General features: G+C 66.3%; 20 protein-coding genes. 7 read left to right on the forward strand and 13 right to left on the reverse strand.

Going from position 1 to position 18577, the window contains the following annotated elements; all coding sequences use genetic code 11:
• Positions 1-59 precede the first annotated feature (59 nt).
• Together pepN and AC59JP_RS16510 are read left to right on the forward strand one after the other, a co-directional pair.
• On the forward strand, positions 60-2480 hold the full coding sequence (pepN, locus tag AC59JP_RS16505) for an aminopeptidase N (protein ID WP_497326874.1): 2421 nt from the start codon (positions 60-62) through the stop codon (positions 2478-2480).
• 9 nt (positions 2481-2489) lie between these two features.
• Positions 2490-3035 (forward strand): DUF6597 domain-containing transcriptional factor, encoded by a 546-nt coding sequence (locus AC59JP_RS16510; RefSeq protein ID WP_497326875.1) that lies wholly within the window; start codon positions 2490-2492, stop codon positions 3033-3035.
• Here the strand turns inward: AC59JP_RS16510 and AC59JP_RS16515 are convergent.
• Together AC59JP_RS16515 and AC59JP_RS16520 are read right to left on the reverse strand one after the other, a co-directional pair.
• Positions 3005-3391 carry a VOC family protein gene (locus AC59JP_RS16515; protein WP_497326876.1) on the reverse strand — a complete coding sequence of 129 codons (387 nt, stop codon included), beginning with the start codon at positions 3389-3391 and terminating at the stop codon, positions 3005-3007. The two genes, AC59JP_RS16510 and AC59JP_RS16515, sit on opposite strands and share 31 nt — an antisense overlap.
• A gap of 57 nt (positions 3392-3448) precedes the next feature.
• Positions 3449-3736 (reverse strand): DUF4229 domain-containing protein, encoded by a 288-nt coding sequence (locus tag AC59JP_RS16520; RefSeq protein WP_497326877.1) that lies wholly within the window; start codon positions 3734-3736, stop codon positions 3449-3451.
• 148 nt (positions 3737-3884) lie between these two features.
• Between AC59JP_RS16520 and AC59JP_RS16525 the strand changes: the two genes are divergently transcribed.
• The gene (locus tag AC59JP_RS16525; protein ID WP_188543312.1) at positions 3885-4094 is read left to right on the forward strand and encodes a BldC family transcriptional regulator; all 210 of its coding nucleotides are present in this window, start codon (positions 3885-3887) and stop codon (positions 4092-4094) included.
• 101 nt (positions 4095-4195) lie between these two features.
• Positions 4196-4396 carry a hypothetical protein gene (locus AC59JP_RS16530; protein WP_497326878.1) on the forward strand — a complete coding sequence of 67 codons (201 nt, stop codon included), beginning with the start codon at positions 4196-4198 and terminating at the stop codon, positions 4394-4396.
• Positions 4397-4426: 30 nt separating this feature from the next.
• Here the strand turns inward: AC59JP_RS16530 and AC59JP_RS16535 are convergent, their stop codons facing one another.
• From AC59JP_RS16535 to AC59JP_RS16580, 10 genes are all read right to left on the reverse strand, one after another.
• On the reverse strand, positions 4427-5470 hold the full coding sequence (locus AC59JP_RS16535; RefSeq protein ID WP_497326879.1) for a MinD/ParA family ATP-binding protein: 1044 nt from the start codon (positions 5468-5470) through the stop codon (positions 4427-4429).
• 60 nt (positions 5471-5530) lie between these two features.
• The gene (gene ccsB / locus AC59JP_RS16540; RefSeq protein WP_497326880.1) at positions 5531-6502 is read right to left on the reverse strand and encodes a c-type cytochrome biogenesis protein CcsB; all 972 of its coding nucleotides are present in this window, start codon (positions 6500-6502) and stop codon (positions 5531-5533) included.
• Between the two features lie 5 nt (positions 6503-6507).
• Entirely contained in the window at positions 6508-8088 is a 1581-nt protein-coding gene (gene resB, locus AC59JP_RS16545; protein ID WP_497326881.1) for a cytochrome c biogenesis protein ResB, read from the reverse strand.
• Complete coding sequence (locus AC59JP_RS16550; protein ID WP_497326882.1) at positions 8085-8876, reverse strand: cytochrome c biogenesis CcdA family protein; 792 nt, start codon at positions 8874-8876, stop codon at positions 8085-8087. Before AC59JP_RS16550 ends, resB begins: the two co-directional genes overlap by 4 nt.
• A complete protein-coding gene (locus AC59JP_RS16555; protein WP_497326883.1) occupies positions 8869-9465 on the reverse strand; it encodes a TlpA disulfide reductase family protein in 597 nt (198 codons plus the stop codon). Before AC59JP_RS16555 ends, AC59JP_RS16550 begins: the two co-directional genes overlap by 8 nt.
• The gene (locus tag AC59JP_RS16560; RefSeq protein WP_497326884.1) at positions 9462-10112 is read right to left on the reverse strand and encodes a histidine phosphatase family protein; all 651 of its coding nucleotides are present in this window, start codon (positions 10110-10112) and stop codon (positions 9462-9464) included. The genes AC59JP_RS16555 and AC59JP_RS16560 overlap by 4 nt, the downstream gene beginning before the upstream one ends.
• A complete protein-coding gene (gene hemL / locus AC59JP_RS16565; protein ID WP_497327096.1) occupies positions 10109-11413 on the reverse strand; it encodes a glutamate-1-semialdehyde 2,1-aminomutase in 1305 nt (434 codons plus the stop codon). Before hemL ends, AC59JP_RS16560 begins: the two co-directional genes overlap by 4 nt.
• A gap of 67 nt (positions 11414-11480) precedes the next feature.
• Complete coding sequence (locus AC59JP_RS16570; protein WP_497326885.1) at positions 11481-11969, reverse strand: GNAT family N-acetyltransferase; 489 nt, start codon at positions 11967-11969, stop codon at positions 11481-11483.
• Positions 11970-11987: 18 nt separating this feature from the next.
• The gene (locus AC59JP_RS16575) at positions 11988-13883 is read right to left on the reverse strand and encodes an HNH endonuclease signature motif containing protein (protein WP_497326886.1); all 1896 of its coding nucleotides are present in this window, start codon (positions 13881-13883) and stop codon (positions 11988-11990) included.
• Between the two features lie 108 nt (positions 13884-13991).
• Entirely contained in the window at positions 13992-14567 is a 576-nt protein-coding gene (locus AC59JP_RS16580) for a TetR/AcrR family transcriptional regulator (RefSeq protein WP_497326887.1), read from the reverse strand.
• Positions 14568-14607: 40 nt separating this feature from the next.
• Between AC59JP_RS16580 and AC59JP_RS16585 the strand changes: the two genes are divergently transcribed.
• The 3 genes from AC59JP_RS16585 to AC59JP_RS16595 are packed head-to-tail and all read left to right on the forward strand — an operon-like array spanning position 14608 to position 17312.
• Entirely contained in the window at positions 14608-15087 is a 480-nt protein-coding gene (locus AC59JP_RS16585) for a group II truncated hemoglobin (protein WP_497326888.1), read from the forward strand.
• A 22-nt stretch (positions 15088-15109) separates the two neighbouring features.
• On the forward strand, positions 15110-15316 hold the full coding sequence (locus AC59JP_RS16590; RefSeq protein WP_497326889.1) for an inositol 2-dehydrogenase: 207 nt from the start codon (positions 15110-15112) through the stop codon (positions 15314-15316).
• Positions 15317-15356: 40 nt separating this feature from the next.
• Positions 15357-17312, forward strand: a complete 1956-nt coding sequence (locus tag AC59JP_RS16595) for an acyl-CoA dehydrogenase family protein (protein WP_497326890.1) — start codon at positions 15357-15359, stop codon at positions 17310-17312.
• Positions 17313-17394: 82 nt separating this feature from the next.
• Here the strand turns inward: AC59JP_RS16595 and AC59JP_RS16600 are convergent, their stop codons facing one another.
• Positions 17395-18549 carry a PQQ-dependent sugar dehydrogenase gene (locus AC59JP_RS16600; RefSeq protein WP_497326891.1) on the reverse strand — a complete coding sequence of 385 codons (1155 nt, stop codon included), beginning with the start codon at positions 18547-18549 and terminating at the stop codon, positions 17395-17397.
• Positions 18550-18577: the final 28 nt, after the last annotated feature.

Below are 18577 nucleotides of genomic sequence, written 5' to 3' on the forward strand. Positions count from 1 at the left end.
AATGTAAATTGACTTCGTAAAACTGTCAACATTGATTGACAGGTGCAAGATTGCACTCGATGACTACCGCGAATCTGACCCGAGCCGAGACCGCCCACCGTGCGCAGGTGGTCTCGAAGGTGACCTACTCCGTCGACCTGGACCTCCGCGCTGCACCGGACCCCGCCGTCACCGGCTTCCCCACGGTCACCACGCTCACCTTCGATGCGTCCGCCGACACGACCTGGCTCGACTTCATCGGTGAGCGAATCGACTCCGTCGAGGTGAACGGCGTGGATATCGACGTCACATGGGACGGAGCGCGTATCGCGCTGAGCGGCCTCACAGCTCACAACGAGGTCACCGTGCGCGCGACCGGTGCGTACAGCCGATCCGGCGAAGGGCTGCACCGCTTCGTCGATCCCGCCGACGGCCAGACCTACCTGTACACCCAGTACGAGCCGGCCGATGCGCGACGGGCGTTCGCATGCTTCGAACAGCCGAACATCAAGGCGCCGTTCACCTTCGCGGTGTCTGCCCCCGCCGAGTGGGAGGTCCTGTCGAATCAATCGGTGGTCTCGTCCGACGCAGGCAGACGCACCTTCGCACCGACCCTGCCGATCTCGACCTACATCACCGTCATCGCCGCCGGCCCGTACTTCAGGGCCGAATCCAGTTGGAGCCGTGACGATCTGGTTGTCCCGCTGGGCGCGTTCTGTCGCGCGTCTCTCGCCGACCGCTTCGACCCGGAGCGCATCTTCACGGTGACGAAGCAGGGACTCGATTTCTTCCACGACGCGTTCGACTACCCGTACCCGTTCGGTAAGTACGACCAGGTGTTCGTGCCCGAGTACAACCTCGGCGCGATGGAGAACCCGGGGTGTGTCACGTTCACCGAGTCGTACGTGTTCCGTAGTGCCGCAACGACTGCGCAGTACGAACGCCGGGCCAACACAATCCTGCACGAGATGGCGCACATGTGGTTCGGCGATCTCGTCACGATGGACTGGTGGGACGACCTGTGGCTCAAGGAGTCGTTCGCCGACTACATGGGCGCACTGGCCTCGGTACGCGCGACGGAGTTCACCGACGCGTGGGTGACGTTCGCGAACCGCCGCAAGGCGTGGGCCTATCTGCAGGACCAACTTCCGACCACCCATCCGATCGTCGCCGACATCCCCGACCTCGAGGCGGCCAAGCTCAACTTCGACGGCATCACCTACGCCAAGGGTGCGAGCGTCCTGAAACAACTCGCCGCCTACGTCGGCGAGGAAGCGTTCTTCGCCGGTGCGAGAACGTATTTCCGCACGTTCGCGTTCGGCAACACCACGCTGCCGGACCTGCTGTCGGAGCTGTCGGCGGCGTTCGGGAGATCTCTCGACGACTGGGCCCGGGCGTGGCTGCAGACGTCGGGGGTCGGGGAGTTGAGTTACGACCGCGCGAGTGGTGTTCTGACGCAGAGTGTTTCGCGGCCGCAGGTCGTCCAGGTGGCCTGCATCGATCTTGACGGTGACACGTCGGTGGAGACCGTCCGGCTCACCGAGCGGTCGACCCGACTCGATCTCCCGGACACCGACCTGATCCTGTTGAACTCGGGCGATCTCTCGTACACGAAGATCGTGCTCGACGAGCGGTCCATGGACACCGTCCGCACGTCCCTCGATCGCATCACCGACACCCTGTCGCGCGGACTGATCTGGTCCGCGCTGTGGAACGCCACTCGCGACGCCCGACTCCCCGCGGCCGACTACGTCGATCTGGCCGTGCGGTTCGCTCCGGCGGAGTCCGACAACGGCCTGCTCGGGTCGATTCTGGCGAACGCGGAGTACGCCGTCGAGCGCTATTCGTCGGATCGACAGGCGCTGCGCGAGAGGTGGATCGGCACCGCTAACGCACAGATGGCCGCTGCGCCGGCGTCGTCGGACAGTCAGCTCGAGTGGTTCCGGGCCTTCGCCTCCGCTGCCACCCGCACGGCTTCCCACGAGGCACAGGTGCGCACCCTTCTCGACGACAACCTCGACAGCGATCAACGGTGGTCGCTGTGGTTCGCGCTGGCCGCGGTCGGGCTCGCGGATCGCGAGGAACTCGACACTGCGCTCGACGCCGACCGGACCGCGGCCGGGCAGCGTCACCACCTCGCGTCGCTGTCGGCTCGCCCCGATGCGGACGTCAAGCAGTTGGCCTGGTCGACGCTCACCGAGTCCGACACCCTCTCCAACGACCTGGTCGACGCCACGATCGCGGGCTTCCGGGCGGGGCCGTCGCGCGAGCTGATCTCGTCGTACGACGGCGCTTACTTCGCCTCCATCGAGGGATGGTGGCGCACGCGCAGCATCGAGATCGCCCGCCGGTTGGTGGTCGGGCTGTATCCGCAGACCGACGGCCTCGACCTCGTCGACCAGTGGCTCGGGGCGCACACCGACGCACCGGCGGCACTCCGGCGCCTGGTGGTCGAGCAACGGGACCATCAGGAGCGTGCGCTGCGGGCGCGGGCGGTCTAATTTGTCGGTGTGTACGCCGAGCACGCATCGTCCGTCGACGGGGCTGTTCTGTGGTCGTCGACCGGCTCGGGGCAGTCGACCCGCGTCCTTCCCGACGGATGCATGGACATCATCTGGCACGAGGACGGCGTCATGGTCGTCGGACCTGACACGGGCCCGCACCTGACGAGCCTCGGAGTCGGACGCTCGCTGGTTGCTCTTCGCTTCGCGCCGGGCGTAGGTCCGGCGGTACTCGGCGTTCCGGCGCACGAGTTGCTGAACACCCGAGTCCCGCTCGACGAGGTGTGGTCTGCCCGCAGCGCACGTCTCGTGCTCGACGCCGACGATCCGGAATCGACGTTGCAAGCTGTTGCGGCGCAACGACTGTCCGGTTCACCGCAGGATCAACCCGCTCGGTCCGTCGCGCAGGCGTTGGCGCTCACCGACAACGGCGTGGCGGCGATCGACGTCGCCGCGCGATGCGGTTACAGCGACCAGGCCCATCTGTCCCGCGACGTCAAAGCGCTGTCCGGCCTCACCCTCGGTCAGTTGGCCGCGAACAGGTCGACGCCGTAGCCGTCGGGGTCGGACAGAGCTGCGTAGCGCTGACCCCAGAAGGCGTCGAACGGCGCCAGGTGCGAGGAATAACCCGACGCGGTCATGGCCTCGTACGTGGCATCGACATCGGCCGGCGACGTGCACTCGAAAGCGAGTGAGATTCCGCTGCCCTCCGGTTTCACGAAGGACGGGTCGAACGAGGCGATGGTCAGGGCCGTGTCCCACGCGATCTTCAGACCACCGGGGAGCTCGAATTCGGCATGCGGCGCGGCGTCGAGGTCCGGGGCGAGATCGAGGCCCAGCTTTCGGTAGAAGGCCAACGACGCGGCCATGTCGCTGACGACGAGTTCGATCACTGCGAAGCGAGGTGTCATGGCTGTGAACGCTACGACGGTCTCGGCCTGCGGTCTTGAACAAATCGGCCGCAGGCCCTACTCCCCGCGCAACCTCGCGTCGAGGTCCGCACGGGCGATCCGGCGCTGCTCGTCGACGGCGGCGATGTCTTCGTTGACGCGAATGCGCAGTGACTTGAACAGCACGATCGAGAGCGGGAAGGCGACGACGAGCGCGAACACCATGGCCACGAGCAGCGGCACCTGCACGCCGAACAGCATCGCGCCGAAGAAGATCGCCGCGGCGACGACGGCGATGAGCCCCAGGCGGGCGGCCGTGTAGAGCGCCAGATCGCGGACGAGTTTGCCCTTGGAGGAGTCGGTCATCAGCCCAGATTACCCGCGCCGGACCTATCCGATTTGTCCATTACCTCCCCTTTACCAACACAAGATCAGTCGAGTACCTAGGGGTCTCGGTGTCACCATGGAGCCCGGACGAGAACACGTCGTCTCCAGACACAACGGAGGAAGACACATGAGTGCACCGACTTACCCCACGACCGCTGACAACTTGCTCACCCCGGGCCAGGTTGCGTCGCTCTTCCATGTCGATCCCAAGACCGTGACCCGCTGGGCACACGCCGGTCGCCTCGGATCGCTCCGTACGCCGGGTGGTCACCGCCGCTTCCGGGAGACCGAAGTGATGCAGCTGCTGACCTCGCTCACCACCGAAGCGCACCGCTGATCTTTCTCCCACGGTGAGGCCGGGAATTCTCAGTATTCTCGGCCCCTCAGTGTGGTGCCCGGATCGCAATCCGCAGCTACTCTCGTAGGAGGAGGTGCGTTGTGATCTACCTATTGGCACTGATCGCTCTCGTCGTCGTGATCGTCCTCCTGTGGAAGGCCTTCGGGCCCGACACCGGGGCGAACACTCGACGCGTGAGCGGGCCGGACGACGATCCGGAGTTTCTGTGGAAGATGGACAGAGACAACTTCAAATCTCGGACGGATCGCCCCGAGAAGGGGACGCCCGAGACTCGCGACTAGCCCGTCGGTCGAGCGTCACGTCACGTGCAATCAGGTGAACGTGACGCTCACCGCGGCGGCGAGATCAAGTAGTGCAGCACGAGTTTTCGGCTGCAACCTGTTCAGGTCTACCTCCGCGCCCTGCTCCAGATGAGGGTCGAACGGAATCAGACGCACCGCACGGCACCTCTGCTCGAAATGCTCGACGATGCGGTGCAGATCCACTCCTTTGGCCTGCGGCCGCACCATGTTGATCACGGCGATGGACTGCTCCACCAACTCGCGGTACCCGTGAGCATCCAGCCAATCCATGGTCGCCGACGCACTGCGCGCGCCGTCGACGGAACCAGAACTCACGATCACCAATGAATCGGCCCCGTGCAGAATTGCGCGCATGGCCGAGTGCAAAAGCCCTGTGCCGCAATCGGTCAGCACGATGCTGTAGAACCGCTCGAGCAACCGCACCGTCTCGTCGTAGTCCTCTGCGCTGAAGGCCTCGGACACTGCCGGGTCCGCATCGGACGCCAGAATCTCGAGCCGCGCCTCGTTCTGCGAGGTGTACCGGCGAACATCGCTGTACTTGTCGAGGGTGCGAACGTCGTGCAGAAGGTTGCGCACCGACGCGTCCGTCTCGAGTCTCATCTTCTGACTCAGGGTGCCGCGGTCGGGATTCGCGTCGACGGCGATCACCCGGTCGCCTCGGATCGACGCGAACGTCGACCCCAGGGTTGCCGTGATGGTGGTCTTGCCCACGCCACCCTTGAGCGAGAGCAGAGCGATCTTGGCGCTGCCGTGCAGCGGCCGGTTCACCTGTTTGGTGAGCTCGATGCGGCGTTGCTCCTTGGCGCTGTTGCCGACGTTCCAGCGGCCACCCGTGGCGTCGTGCAGAACGCGCCGCCACCCGGCGGCAGGGACGGGCTTGACGTCACCGAGGAGCTTTGCCGTCGACAGGTCGTCCGCCGTCACACCGTCCGGTGACGCGGAGGGAGAGACGTCGATGTGGCCACCCCGCGGCCACGGCTCGTGGATCTCCGGCGGGTAGTTCTGCTGATCCCGGTAATCGGGCTCGGTCCACCGGTACTGCTCGTCCGACATTTCTTCTCCCCCTGACGACACCCCCGAGTCGCGTTCGTCGATCTGAATTGGTGCAAGGACTCAGTTCAGGCCGGCGTACGAGTGCAGGCCCGATACCACCATGTTGATGATGAACAGATTGAACAGCATCGCGACGAAACCCGCGACGTTGATCCATGCAGCCTTCGTGTTGCGCCATCCGGACGTGGCGCGGGCGTGCAGATATGCGGCGTAGACGACCCAGGCGATGAACGACACCGTCTCCTTCGGGTCCCAGCCCCAGAACCGTCCCCACGCGGCTTCGGCCCAGATGGCGCCGAGGATGACGCCGGCACCGAAGAGCGGGAATCCGATGATGGTCGTCTTGTAGGCCAGGCGGTCGAGTGTCTGCGCATCGGGAAGCCTCGACGCGAACGCGCCCAGCCGGCCCGACTTCTCCTGTCCGCGGGGCTGACGAATGCGCAGCAGGAACAGAAGCGATGCGACGCCGGACACCAGGAAGATTCCGCTGCCGACGCTGACGATGGTGACGTGGATCGGCAGCCAGTACGACCGCAGGGCCGGAACGACGGGGGCCGCGTCGGCGTACAAGACGGTGGCGGCGAGGAACATCAGGATCAGCACCGGGATGACGACGAAGATCATCATCACGCGCATCTTGCGGAGCGCGATCACGGACGTCACCGTGGCGGCCGCGGTGGCCATCGTGACGAACTCGTACATGTTGCCGAGCGGGAAGCGATCGGTGGAGAAACCACGCAGCACGATCGACGCGATCTGCAGCAGCAGACCGAGTCCGACGAGTGCGAACCCGACGCCGCCGTAGCGCTCCGACGCCGGACGCCGAACCGGCTGCTCGATGCGTCCGGGGCCGGTCAGTACGGGCTTGCTCGGCCCGCTGCCGACGAGGACCTTCTCCTCCTTCGCCGCGGCCGCTCCCACCTTCACCGTCGCGTACTGCGCGACGAGGAAGACTGCGGCGAGAAGGTACACGGCAAACGCGGACCTGAACGACCAGTCGCTGAACTGCGCGAGCGTCTCGTTGATCGGCATGACAGTCACTCCTGAAGTGATAGGTCTCGGCTGCGCTCGGTGCTGAGCAGGCGCGAGCACAATCGGTCGAACTCGTCGCCCCATCCGGCTTGATCGGTTCGGGCGAGTCCTCCCAGTTCTACTACGGTACGTCGTGAGTCCGGTTGTGACGTCACCCGCACCCAGATGCGGCGACGCTTGACCACCAGCGAGACAAGCAACCCCGCCATCATCGACAGCGCGAAGATCAGAACAAACGTCTGCGCCGGGTCGTGGGAGACCTGCAGATTGACGAACTGCTCGGCGCCGTCGAAGCGCACCTGCGTGCCGTCGGGAAGCGTCGAACTCTCCCCAGCCTTCAAGTTCACCCGGTCTTGTTTGACCAGTCGACCCTGATCGATCAGATCCGGACTCAGCGAGAACAGCGACTGCGGGGCGCCCGTGTCGAGGCCCGCGTCGCCCTTGTAGATGTCGATCGCGACCGCCGGATCCGTCAACGCCGGGAAGCTCGACGACAAGAGGGTCCCGCCGTGGAACGACGCCGTCGGCGCGAACAGACCCTCGATCGCGATCTGATTCTTGCGACGCTCGTCGTTGTCCGGGTAGACGCCGGCCGGCGGGTCGAACCGCATCACGCCGCTGGAGAGGAACGTGGTTCCGTCCGTCGGCTCCCACTGAATCGTCTCGGTGCGCGTCTCCCCGTTGGGGAAGGTGACCGTGAACGTCGGCGCGTAGCCGTGGCCCTGGAGGTAGACGCGGTCACCCGCGACGCGCAACGGGTGGTTGACCTGAAGCTGGTCCTGCCGCCACGTGTTCGTCGTCAGGTCGTCGCCGGCCTGGTACTCGATGTTGGACGTGAACTGTTCGGCCTGACCGTTGGGGAGGTAGTCGGCGCTGAAGTCCTTGACGCGCACGCACAGCGGCGTCATGCCGGTGCCGTCCTCGACGTTGCCGGCGCGGAACGAGTCGAACACCGCGGGCGACGTCGTACAGATGCCGGGGCCGTCGTTGGCGATCACCACCACGTTGCCCTCGTAGCTGAACAGTTTGCCGACGGCGATCGCGACGAGCAGTCCGACGAGCGAGAGGTGGAAGACGAGGTTGCCGAGTTCGCGGGTGTAGCCCTTCTCCGCGGACAGGGTCAGAGCGCCCGACGCTTCCTCGCGCTGAGCGACGCGCCAGCCCTTCAGCTGGCCGCGGATCCGGGTCACGACCTCGTCGGCAGGCTCGCCCTCCGTCTCGGTCGTGAAGTGGTGCGGCAGTCGGCCGAGGTTGCGGGGGGTCGCGACAGGCGGAGTGCGCAGGGCCTTCGCGTGGTCGACGCACCGCGGCAGGATGCAGCCGACGAGCGAGATGAACAGAAGCACGTAGACGGCGGTGAACCAGAAGCTGCCGAACACGTCGAACAGCTCGAGCTTGTCCATCAACGGGCCGAGCGTGGGGCGGTTGGCGATGTAGGTGTCGACCTTGCCTGCGTTCAGACTGCGCTGGGGCAGCAGTGCGCCGGGAATCGCGGCGAGCGCAAGGAGAAAGAGCAGCACCAGTGCGGTGCGCATGGACGTCAGGCCGCGCCAGGTATTGCGGACCGTGGAAATCACTGTCGTCATATGGGGAGAGTCGTTCCTGACACCACACCGTCGCGGATCCAGCTGACGAAGACGTCCCACGCACCGGTGACCAGTGCGATGCCGACCGCGACGAGCATGACGCCGCCGATGATCTGAATGAGGCGAGCGTTACGACGCAGCCAGCCCACGCCCCGCAGAGCGCTGACCGACCCGAAGGCAAGGATGACGAACGGGAGACCGAGGCCCAGGCAGTAGGCGACGATCAGGGTGACGCCGCGTGCGGCGGTGGTGCCCTCCGTTCCGGCCGCGAGCGAGATGACGCCCGCGAGTGTGGGGCCCAGGCACGGAGTCCAGCCGAGCGCGAACACGGCGCCCAGGAGCGGCGCGCCGGCAATGCTGCCGATGCGACGGGGTTCGAAGCGGGTGTCGCGCTGCAACGCCGGGATCAGCCCGAGGAACACCAGTCCCATCGCGATGGTGACGACTCCGCCGACGCGCATGAGGATGTCGCGGTTGACGGCGAGCACCGAGATCGCGCCGAACACCGACGCCGTCGCGAGCACGAAGACGACGGTGAATCCGGCGACGAACAACGCCGCCGCACCCGCGACGCGTGCCCGGCCCCGCGTCTTGGTGGTGGTCGCCGCTTCCGAAGCGGTGGCGGCGGGAGCGTCGGCACCGACCACGCCTGCGAGGTAGGACAGGTAGCCGGGCACCAGCGGAACCACACAGGGCGACGCGAACGACACCAGTCCCGCCAGCATGCACGCGCCGAGCGCGAGCAGCAGCGGCCCGGAGGCGGCAGCATCGGCGAAGGCCTCACCCATCGGTCGTCGTGCCCTCTGCTGCAACACGTTCGACGACGGGCTGAAGATCGCTCGCGAGAAGCTCGGTCAGGAACACCGCGGCCACCCGGTGCTCACGATCGAGCACGATGGTGGTGGGGATGACCGACGTCGGGTAGTTCTGGCCCAGGGCGAGCAGGGTGCGCATCGGCGGGTCGTAGATCGACGGGTAGCTGACCTTGTTGTCGGTGACGAAGTCCTGGGCCTTGTCCTGCTGGTTGTCTCGCACGTTGATGCCGAGGAACTGGACACCGCTGTCCTTGGTCGCCTCCGCGACCTGCTCGAGGTCGTTGGCCTCGCCTCGACACGGTCCGCACCACTGTCCCCACACGTTGAGCACGACGACCTTGCCGTCGTAGTCCGACAGCGAGGTGGTCTTGCCGGCCGTCATCAGATCCGGGCCCGACAGGTTGCCGACGGTTCCGCGGTCGGACGGCGGGTCGTAGAAGATCGAGGTCTTGCCTCCGGGCGAGACGAAATCGAACGTGCCACCCTGCGCGACCGCGTCGGTACCCGTCGCGCATCCGGCGAGGGTCACTGCGCAGAAAGCAAGAGCGACAAACTTTTTCATGCGCCTGTGATGCGAGGATCGGAGGAGCCCGCGGGCTCGCTGTAAACGATGTCGACGAGGGTGTCGCCCTGGTAGACGAGCGAGGTGAGCGACGCGAGGCCGCACTGGCGGTTGCGCGGATCGTGCCAGAGGCGGTCGCCCTGAAGGAACCGTCGCAAAGTCCAGACCGGAAGCTGGTGGCTGACGCACACGGCCTCGTGCCCGACCGCCGCCACGCGAGCGTTGTTCACCGCAGCCAACATTCGGTGCGCGATCTGCAGGTACGGCTCGCCCCACGACGGGGTGAACGGGTCGCGCAACTTCCACCAGTGGCGAGGGCGTCGCAATGCGCCGTCTCCCACCGCAACCTTGAGGCCTTCGAACTCGTTGCCTGCCTCGATGAGGTTCTCGTCGGTGTGGATCTGCAGACCGTGCGACGACGCGATGGGCCCGGCCGTCTCCTGCGCACGTTGCAGCGGCGAGGCGACGATGTGCGTGATGTCGTGGGAGGCGAGGGTGTTGGCCACTGCCGTGGCTTGTGCCTGACCCTTCACCGACAGCCTGAACGACGGAAGACGGCCGTACAGAATGCCTTTGGGGTTGTGCACCTCACCGTGACGCATCACGTGCACGATGGTGCGGGTCTCTGCGTGCGGCTCGTCGGTCATTTCGTCGCCCCTGCGGCTGCCTCGGCGGCGGCGGGAAGCGCCGCGTCGATGATGTCGAACGCACGATCGTCCAGAGCCGCCGAGACGAACCACGCCTCGAACGCACTCGGCGGCGGGTACACCCCGCGCTCGAGCAACGCGTGAAAGAACGCGGGGAATCGCCAGGTGTCGGCGGCCTTGGCACCGGCGTAGTCGATCACGGGGGTTTCGGAGAAGAACACACTCACCATGGTGCCTGCAAATTGCACGGTGTGCGGAACCCCGGCCTTCGTGAGGTGCTCACCGAGCAGCGATCCGAGCCGCGCCGAGTTGCGCTCGAGCGCCGCGTAAACGTCCGCGTCGGCGTTCTTCAGGGTGGCGAGTCCCGCCGCGACGGCCACGGGATTACCCGACAGCGTGCCCGCCTGGTACACCGGACCGGCCGGTGCGAGGTAGGCCATGACGTCGGCGCGGCCGCCGAACGCAGCTGCCGGAAGCCCGCCGCTCATGACCTTTCCGAAGGTGTAGAGGTCGCCCGCGACGCCGTCGAGGCCGTACCAGCCTGCTGCGCTGACGCGGAAGCCCGTCATCACCTCGTCCATGATCAGCAGAGCGTCGTGCGCCGTGCAGAGCCGTTTGAGGCCTTCGTTGAATCCAGGCTGCGGAGCGACCGCGCCCATGTTTCCGGCCGCAGCCTCGGTGATGACGCAGGCGATCTGGCCGGGGTGGTCGGCGAAGGCCTTCGCCACGGCGTCGAGGTCGTTGTACGGCAGGACGATGGTGTCGGCCGCCTGAGCGCCGGTGACGCCCGGCGTGGTCGGCAGACCCAGCGTGGCGACGCCGGACCCGGCGTCGGCCAGCAGCGCGTCGACGTGGCCGTGGTAGCAGCCGGCGAACTTGACGATCTTCGTCCGTCCGGTGAATCCGCGGGCGAGGCGGACCGCGCTCATCGTGGCCTCGGTGCCGGAGTTGACCAGCCGCACCTGATCCACGGGGTCGACGCGTCTAATGATTTCCTCGGCAAGCTCGATCTCGCCGAGGGTGGGCGTGCCGAAGGAGAGGCCGTGAGTCGCTGCCTCCCGCACCGCCTCCACCACCGCGGGGTGCGCGTGGCCCAGGATCATCGGCCCCCAGGAGGAGATGAGGTCGACGTAATCCTTACCGTCGGCGTCGGTCAGCGTGTAGCCGGAGGCCGACGACATGAAGCGCGGTGTCCCGCCCACCGAGTGAAAGGCGCGTACCGGTGAGTTGACACCACCGGGGATCACGACGGAGGCGCGCTCGAACAGATCGGCAGAGATGGGGGCAGTCACGACACCCAGTGTTTCACCGCTTCCTGAGAGCGTGGTTAGGGGGTCTGACCTGTCATTCTTGTCACACAGGCCGTGGTCACAAGTCGAGCTGCATCAGAGTCAAATCCAGCCAGCGGTCGAACTTGTACCCGACCTCGGGTAGTTCTCCGACCTTTCGGAACCCGAACTTTTCGTGGAGATGGATCGACGTGACGTTGGACGACTCGATGCCGGCCACCATGGCGTGCATGCCCGACGCCGTAGCCCGTTCGATGAGCGCGACCATCAATTCCGTCGCCACCCCGCGCCGCTGAAAATCTGCCCCGACGTACACCGAGTTCTCGACGGTGCGCCGGTAGCCGGTCTTCGGCCTCCACTGCCCGTACGACGCGTACCCCGCCACCCGGCCGTCGATCTCCGCCGTGAGGATCGGATGGCCCGCGTCTCGGCGGGTGTCGAACCACCGTTGCCGTTCGCTGAGGTCGACCTGTTCCTCGTCCCAGATGGCTGTGGTCTCGGCGATGGCGGCGTTGTGAATCGCGAGAATATCGGGCAGATCTCCGATGGTGGTGTCGCGAATCAGCATGCCGCGGATGATATCTGCTCAAAACGGTGCCGGCTCGTTCGCGCGACGGGCACGGACGATCGCCCGATGCTCGAGATACTTCACCCGCAACGCCCGCGCTGCATCGCGATCCGGTCCGTGCCGCATGGTCGCAATCGCCGCTTCCGTCTCCCACCGGTCGATGCCGAGCATCTGGTGATAGTGCTCCCACCACGTCGGCGCGTCCGTGTCCTCCGGTAGCGGCGACGACGCCCGCATCGGCCACGGCTTGCCCGCTCCCTCCTCGATCTCCTCGGCCAACTCCATCGAGGCGAACGTCACCATCCCCGGAGCGGGAGCCGTCACCCGGATCAGCCCGGTGTCGGTACGCCATGCCACGAAACCGTCCGCCATGATCGCCGGAATCCAATGTTTCTCGGTCTTCGCCTGGTGGTGCGTCACGCACAGCGGCGCCAGGTTCTCCACGATCGTCCATCCACCCCGCTGCGGCTCGGCGTGGTCGAACGGCACCGTGTGATCGAGTTGGCACTGCTCGGACGGCCGCGAGCACCCCGGCGCAACGCATGTTCGATACCGCGCCCGCACCAACGACGCCACCTCGGCCGACGGGGTGTACGTCAGCGCACCCGCCGGCGGGCACAGGTGTCCCCCGTGGCCGTCCGGATGTACGCCGTTCGCCAACGCAGGGTCCGCTGCAATGCGCTCGAGAAGATCGGCGACATGACGGTTCAATGCACGGAACCAGAACCGTGCCCTTGGTCTCTTCGGCGGCTCAGCCGGCTGCGGTAGAGGTGGCGCCGCGTAAGACCGGCTGCGGTGCAGCAACACTCGCGCTCGACAAGAGGTCAGGCGCGTCGGCACTCCCGGGTTCGGGAGCGGGGCTGTCGGCCCCGCATCGACCTTCTGACTCGAATCATCATGAGCAGCAACCGCATCGGTGCCAGTTGGTGCCGGCTCGACCTCCACGGACTCCGCAGGATTCTCCCGTCGGTACGCCTCCCCCACCGCACGCATCTCCGTCAGAATGATCTGCCACCGCGCGTCCGAGGCCAGTACCCGCGCCACCTCCGGGTCGACCGGGGTCCCGTCGGCCAGCGTCGGCGGCGTCGACGACAACCCCAGCAGCAGATCGACGTCCATGTGCAATGCGATCCGGCGCATCGGCGCCGGACCCGCGTCGAGTCCCGCCACGGGGCACTCGTCCGATCCGCATTGGCACTCGATCGCGTTCTGGTCACGCGCCATCGCCGTTGCCGCGGCCGCCTGCAATTCACCCTTGGAGCGCGGGTCCTTCTTGCACACCGTCCGCACCAATTGGTCGATGCGATCCATGAAGTCCTGCGCCGCGAGATCGCCCGTGGTGATCACCACATCGGACAATCCGTCGTTGCGCTTGCGGCGATAGACCCGCGAATTGTCTTTGCGCACAACTTCTTGCGCCGCTCTTGCCTCGTCCGGGTCGTGATCGAACCACAACGCCCACACTGCATCGCGCAACGGACCCGGCGTCTTCGATTCCGCCGCCGCGACGGCTTCTGCTTCCACCGCCGCTACGGTCGAATCGCACGCCCGCTTCAGGACGGACACGATGGTCGCCACCCGCCGGTAGTCGACGTCCCCGGCGGTGAAGGCAGTGTTCAGCAGAGGCAACCGGTGCCAGAGTTGCTCGCCGACCTCGATGACCGTCATCGCCACGTCCTGCGAAATTTTCAAGGCCTCCGCCACATCCGCCGTAGCCGTACGCGAGGCACTGTGCGCGCACCCGTCCTCGGATTCGAGTTCATCGGTCAACCGCGCGTCGAGTAGGTCGTACGCGTAGTGCACCCGCTGAGCGTCCAGCCGGTTGACCTCACGTCGAGTCTCGTCGAGGGCCGCAACCAGGGCGGCAGCGGACGACAGAGCTGTCGGCCCACCAGAATCCCCCGATTCGAACATGTGTTCGAGAATACTGGCTTCCCCCGGACTTGGCAAGCCCAAAACCGAAATACAGCAACACCTTTGGTGCACCTCGAATTGTCGGACCTGTGTGCATGGGAAGCAGTGCTAGACCGCCCCACCCGCGGCCCGCCAGATCGCCCTGGCCGTCCGCTCGGCCCAGTCGTCGGGAACCGCTTCTCCTGCAAGCGCTCTCGCGTACCAGGAGCCGGTGGCCATGGTCACGACCACGTCCAGATCCGCATCAGCGGGCAGGACTCCCGATGCGACTGCGCGTTCGAGAATCGAACGTATCCGGGCCCGCCTGGGCGCCACCACTCTCTCCCGGTACCGCGCTCGCACCTCGTCGTCGGTCCCGTCCTGCAGCATCGTCCCGACAAGGGACATCCGTCCCGGACGCGAGACGCCGGAGCGAAAGTCGGCGAGTTCACGGGCGAGATCCGAATATGCGTCGCCCGACGGGCCCTCGTGCGAACCGTCGGGAATCGCCGTCACCACCGCCGCGGCCAGTTCGGCCTTCGTCGCCCACCGGCGGTAGATGGCCTGACGCGTGGTGCCGGCGTCGGACGCGACCGCATGCACCGACATCCCGTCGTACCCCACCTCGGCGAGATGCCGCGCGGCGACGGCGAGGACTCGGTCGTCGATGGACGTGTCCCGAGCGCGACCGTTCTTGTTCGCCATGTTCGTAGACTATATCAATACATATCTGTACCGTTGATTCATGACACCGACACTGCACGAGTGGGCCGGCGGCGACACCGCGCTTCGGCGACTCCTCGACGCCTTTTACGACCGGCTCGAGCGGGACGATCTGCTGTCCCCCATATTCCCCGGCGGCGTGTCCGAGAATCATCGATCGCACGTCACCGACTGGTGGATCGAGGTGTTCGGCGGCCCGGCGCAGTACACGTCGCGTCACGGCGGCTACCCGACCATGCTGTCCCACCACCTGAATCTGTCGATCACGGCGCCGCAGCGTCGACGATTCGTCGAACTCATGAGCGTCGCAGCCGACGACGCCGGGCTCCCGGACGATCCCGAGTTCCGCGCCGCGCTCCTCGGCTACACCGAGTGGGGTACCCGGTTGGCGATGAGCAACTCCCAGCCCGGCGCCGAGCCGGTGTCGAACGCGCCGGTACCGAAGTGGGGTTGGGGAGTGGCGCCGCCGTACGAACCACCCGAAACTGTTAACACGATGTAACACAGGTATTACGCTGGTGTGCATGACACCGTGGCCGGAGGGTTTCAAGGAGCATCTCGTCGCCGAGCTCGACGGCTTCAGCTCCATCACGTCGCGCGCGATCGCCGACAACGGCGCTTCGCTCTTCAAAGACGGGCCCTACGGGCATCAGGCGGCCACCATGGACGCGGCGAGTGGGATGTGGCACAGGATTCGCAGCGTCGCCCATGAATTTCTGTGGCCTCGCTGATTTTTTGTTTACAGCAGGTCCGCAGGGGTTACCGTCGAGTATGGCAACCATTGCGGATCACCTCAGGAATACGCTCGACGGCCGCTGGCGCGATGTCAGGAACGAAACGCGCGAGCAACTAGGCCGCCATGAATTCGCCCCGCACTACACCCCCAACACCGCGATCGCACGCACGAAGGCGATGGAGCAGATGCGTCTGCTGGCCTCGGCGGGGGCTGCGGAGTCCGGATTCGCCAAGTCCGTAGGCGGTACGGGCGACATCGGCGCGGCGGTCACGATGATCGAGATGCTCGCGATGTCCGATCTGTCGCTGATGGTGAAGGCCGGCGTGCAGTGGGGCCTCTTCGGCGGCGCCATCGAGAACCTCGGGACCGAACGGCATCACGACGAGTTCATCAAACCGCTCATCGACCTGGACGTTCTGGGCTGTTTCGCGATGTCCGAGACCGGACACGGCAGCGACGTGCAGTCCATCGGCACGACCGCGACGTACGACCGCGAGACGCAGGAATTCGTCATCAACACCCCCGACGAGTCGTCTCGCAAGGACTACATCGGCGGCGCGGCGGAATCCGCGCAGTACGCGGCAGTCTTCGCGCAGCTCATCACGGGCGGGCCCGGCGAGGAACCGGAGAGCGCGGGCGTGCACTGCTTCGTCGTGCAGATCCGTGACGACAACTTCGGCAACGACATGCCTGGCGTCACCACCTACGACATCGGCTACAAGGGCGGTCTGCCCGGCGTCGACAACGGCCGCATCAAGTTCGACAACGTCCGCATCCCGCGGACCAACATGCTGAACAAGATCGCGGACGTCGCCGAGGACGGCACCTACTCCTCCGAGATCGACAACCCGAACCGACGCTTCTTCACGATGCTCGGCACGCTGATCCGCGGCCGCATCACCGTCGGCGGTAGTGCGGGTGCCGCGGCGCGCGTCGCGCTGACGATCGCCACCAAGTACGCGCAGCAGCGCAAGCAGTTCAGCGCACCGGGGTCGGACGACGAAGTGGTGATCATGGACTACCTCGTCCATCAGCGCCGCCTTCTTCCGTTGATCGCGAAGTCGTTCGCGCTGCAGTTCGCGCAGAACGAGCTCGTGTCGAAGATGCACGACATCCAGAGCGCCGAGGATCCCGACGCCACCGAACAGCGCGAGCTCGAGTCCCGTGCCGCCGGGCTGAAGGCGGCCAACACCTGGCACGCCACTCGCGCGATCCAGGAATCGCGTGAAGCATGCGGTGGCGCAGGCTATCTCGCGGAGAATCGGCTCATCGCACTCAAGGCTGATTCGGACGTCTTCACCACCTTCGAGGGTGACAACGTGGTGCTGACGCAGCTCGTTGCGAAGGAACTGCTGACCGCGTACGCCCACGAAGTGCGCTCGTTCGGGGCAGCGGACTGGGTCAAGTTCGCGGCCAGCACCGTCGGCGACGTGGTGAAGAAGCGCACCGCAGCGGCGCCGATCATTCAAACGCTGGTCGACAGCCGCCAGGACAACGAGGAAGAGGGCTCGCTGTTCAACCGCGGCACCCAGATCTCGATGTTCGAGGACCGCGAGGAGTACCTGATCTCCACCGCGGCAAAGCGCCTGAACGGACTGTCCAAGAAGATGAGCCAGTTCGACGCGTTCAACAGCGTGCAGGACCACATCCTCCACGCCGCCACCGCGCACGTCGATCGCATCATCCTCGAGGCGTTCGTGGCCGGCATCGAGAACTGCGAGGACGACGACGCGAAGGAGCTGCTCGGGGAGGTGTGCGACCTGTACGCCCTGTCGGTCATCGACGCGGACAAGGCGTGGTTCATGGAACACCGCTACATCTCGACCGAACGCGCCAAGGCCGTCACTCGCGGAATCAACGAGCGTTGTCGGACGCTGCGTCCTCACACGCAGACGCTGATCGACGCGTTCGGCGTTCCGGAGGCGCTGCTCGGCGCAGCCATGCTGGCCGACGACGAGCCCGAGGACGTCAAGGAGTCGGTCACGACCTGAGCGCGGCCAGCGGGTAGTAACGCACGAGTGCGCCGCCGTCGTTCGGGAACGTCGACGGCGGCGTACTCGTCTCTCCAGGACTTCAGTTGCCGGTCGGGGTGACGAGAAGAACCCGGTCGTCGGTTCCGTTGTCGGTGGTCATCAGCAGCGAGCCGTCGGCCAGTGCCGTGAGCGAGCGGACGCGTCCGTAGGCACCGTCGAGCGCGCTGGCACGCCCCGTCTCGGTGGCACCGTCGGCCGAGACGGTGACGAACTCGAGCTTGCGTTGCTGCTGGCTGGTGATCACCGCCGCGCCGTTGAGGTCACCCCACGCCGAGCCGACGGCGAAGGCGAGTCCCGGCGTCGCGAGAACCGGCGATCCCGAGCTCCAGACCGCGGGGATCGCTCCCGGGACGCGCACGGGGTCGGTCATCGGGACCGACTCGTCGTATATCAGCGGCATCCGGTCCGGCTTGTACCCGTAATTCCCGCCGGCGCGCAGAAGGTTCAGCTCGTCGTCGCGGTCGGTTCCCTGCTCCTGCGAGTAGATGCGTCCCTGTGGCGAGATCGCCAGACCCTGGACGTTGCGGTGGCCGAGAGTGAAGACCGGGCTGGCCGGGTCAGGGTTGCCCGCAGCGGGCGTTCCGTCGGCGTGGATGTGCAAGACCTTGCCTCCCAACGAGTTCGGATCCTGCGGTACGGACGGCGCCGCCGTGTCACCTGTTCCGACGTACAGCGTGCCGTCGGGGTGGGCGAGCACCCGGCATCCGCCGTGCCGCCCGATCGGACTGGTCGGAATTCCGCCGATGACCGTTCCCGCCTTGGTGAGCGTGGTCCAGTTCTCGTCGACGGTCCATCTCCGCACCTCGATCGTGTTGGGTGTTCCGCCGACACTGCCGAACGCCGGGCCCGATCCGCGCACTCCCTGGCAGGTGTACAGGGTGCGGGTCGACTCGAAGTCGGTGGCCAGGGCGATTCCCATCAGTCCCGTCTCACCGGATGCGTAGAGATCGCCGAGGTCGGCGGACACCGTCGTCACGGACCCGTCCGGGTGCTTGGCGACGAAACGGCCGGAACGCTCGCCGGTGAGGACGGTCCCGTCGGGCCCGAGCACCACGTCCCAGGGGCGAGACAACCCGCCCATCACCTCCGTCACGGTCAGCTCGGGCACCGACAGCGATGCGGGTTGGGCCGACGCCACGGGTGCCGCAGCGAGGGTGAGAGTCAGGATTCCGATACCGAACAGTGCACGCTTCACCGGTGCAACCTTCCGTCGTGGGTCGGGT

This window comes from Rhodococcus sp. 320_ES, from assembly GCF_059691855.1.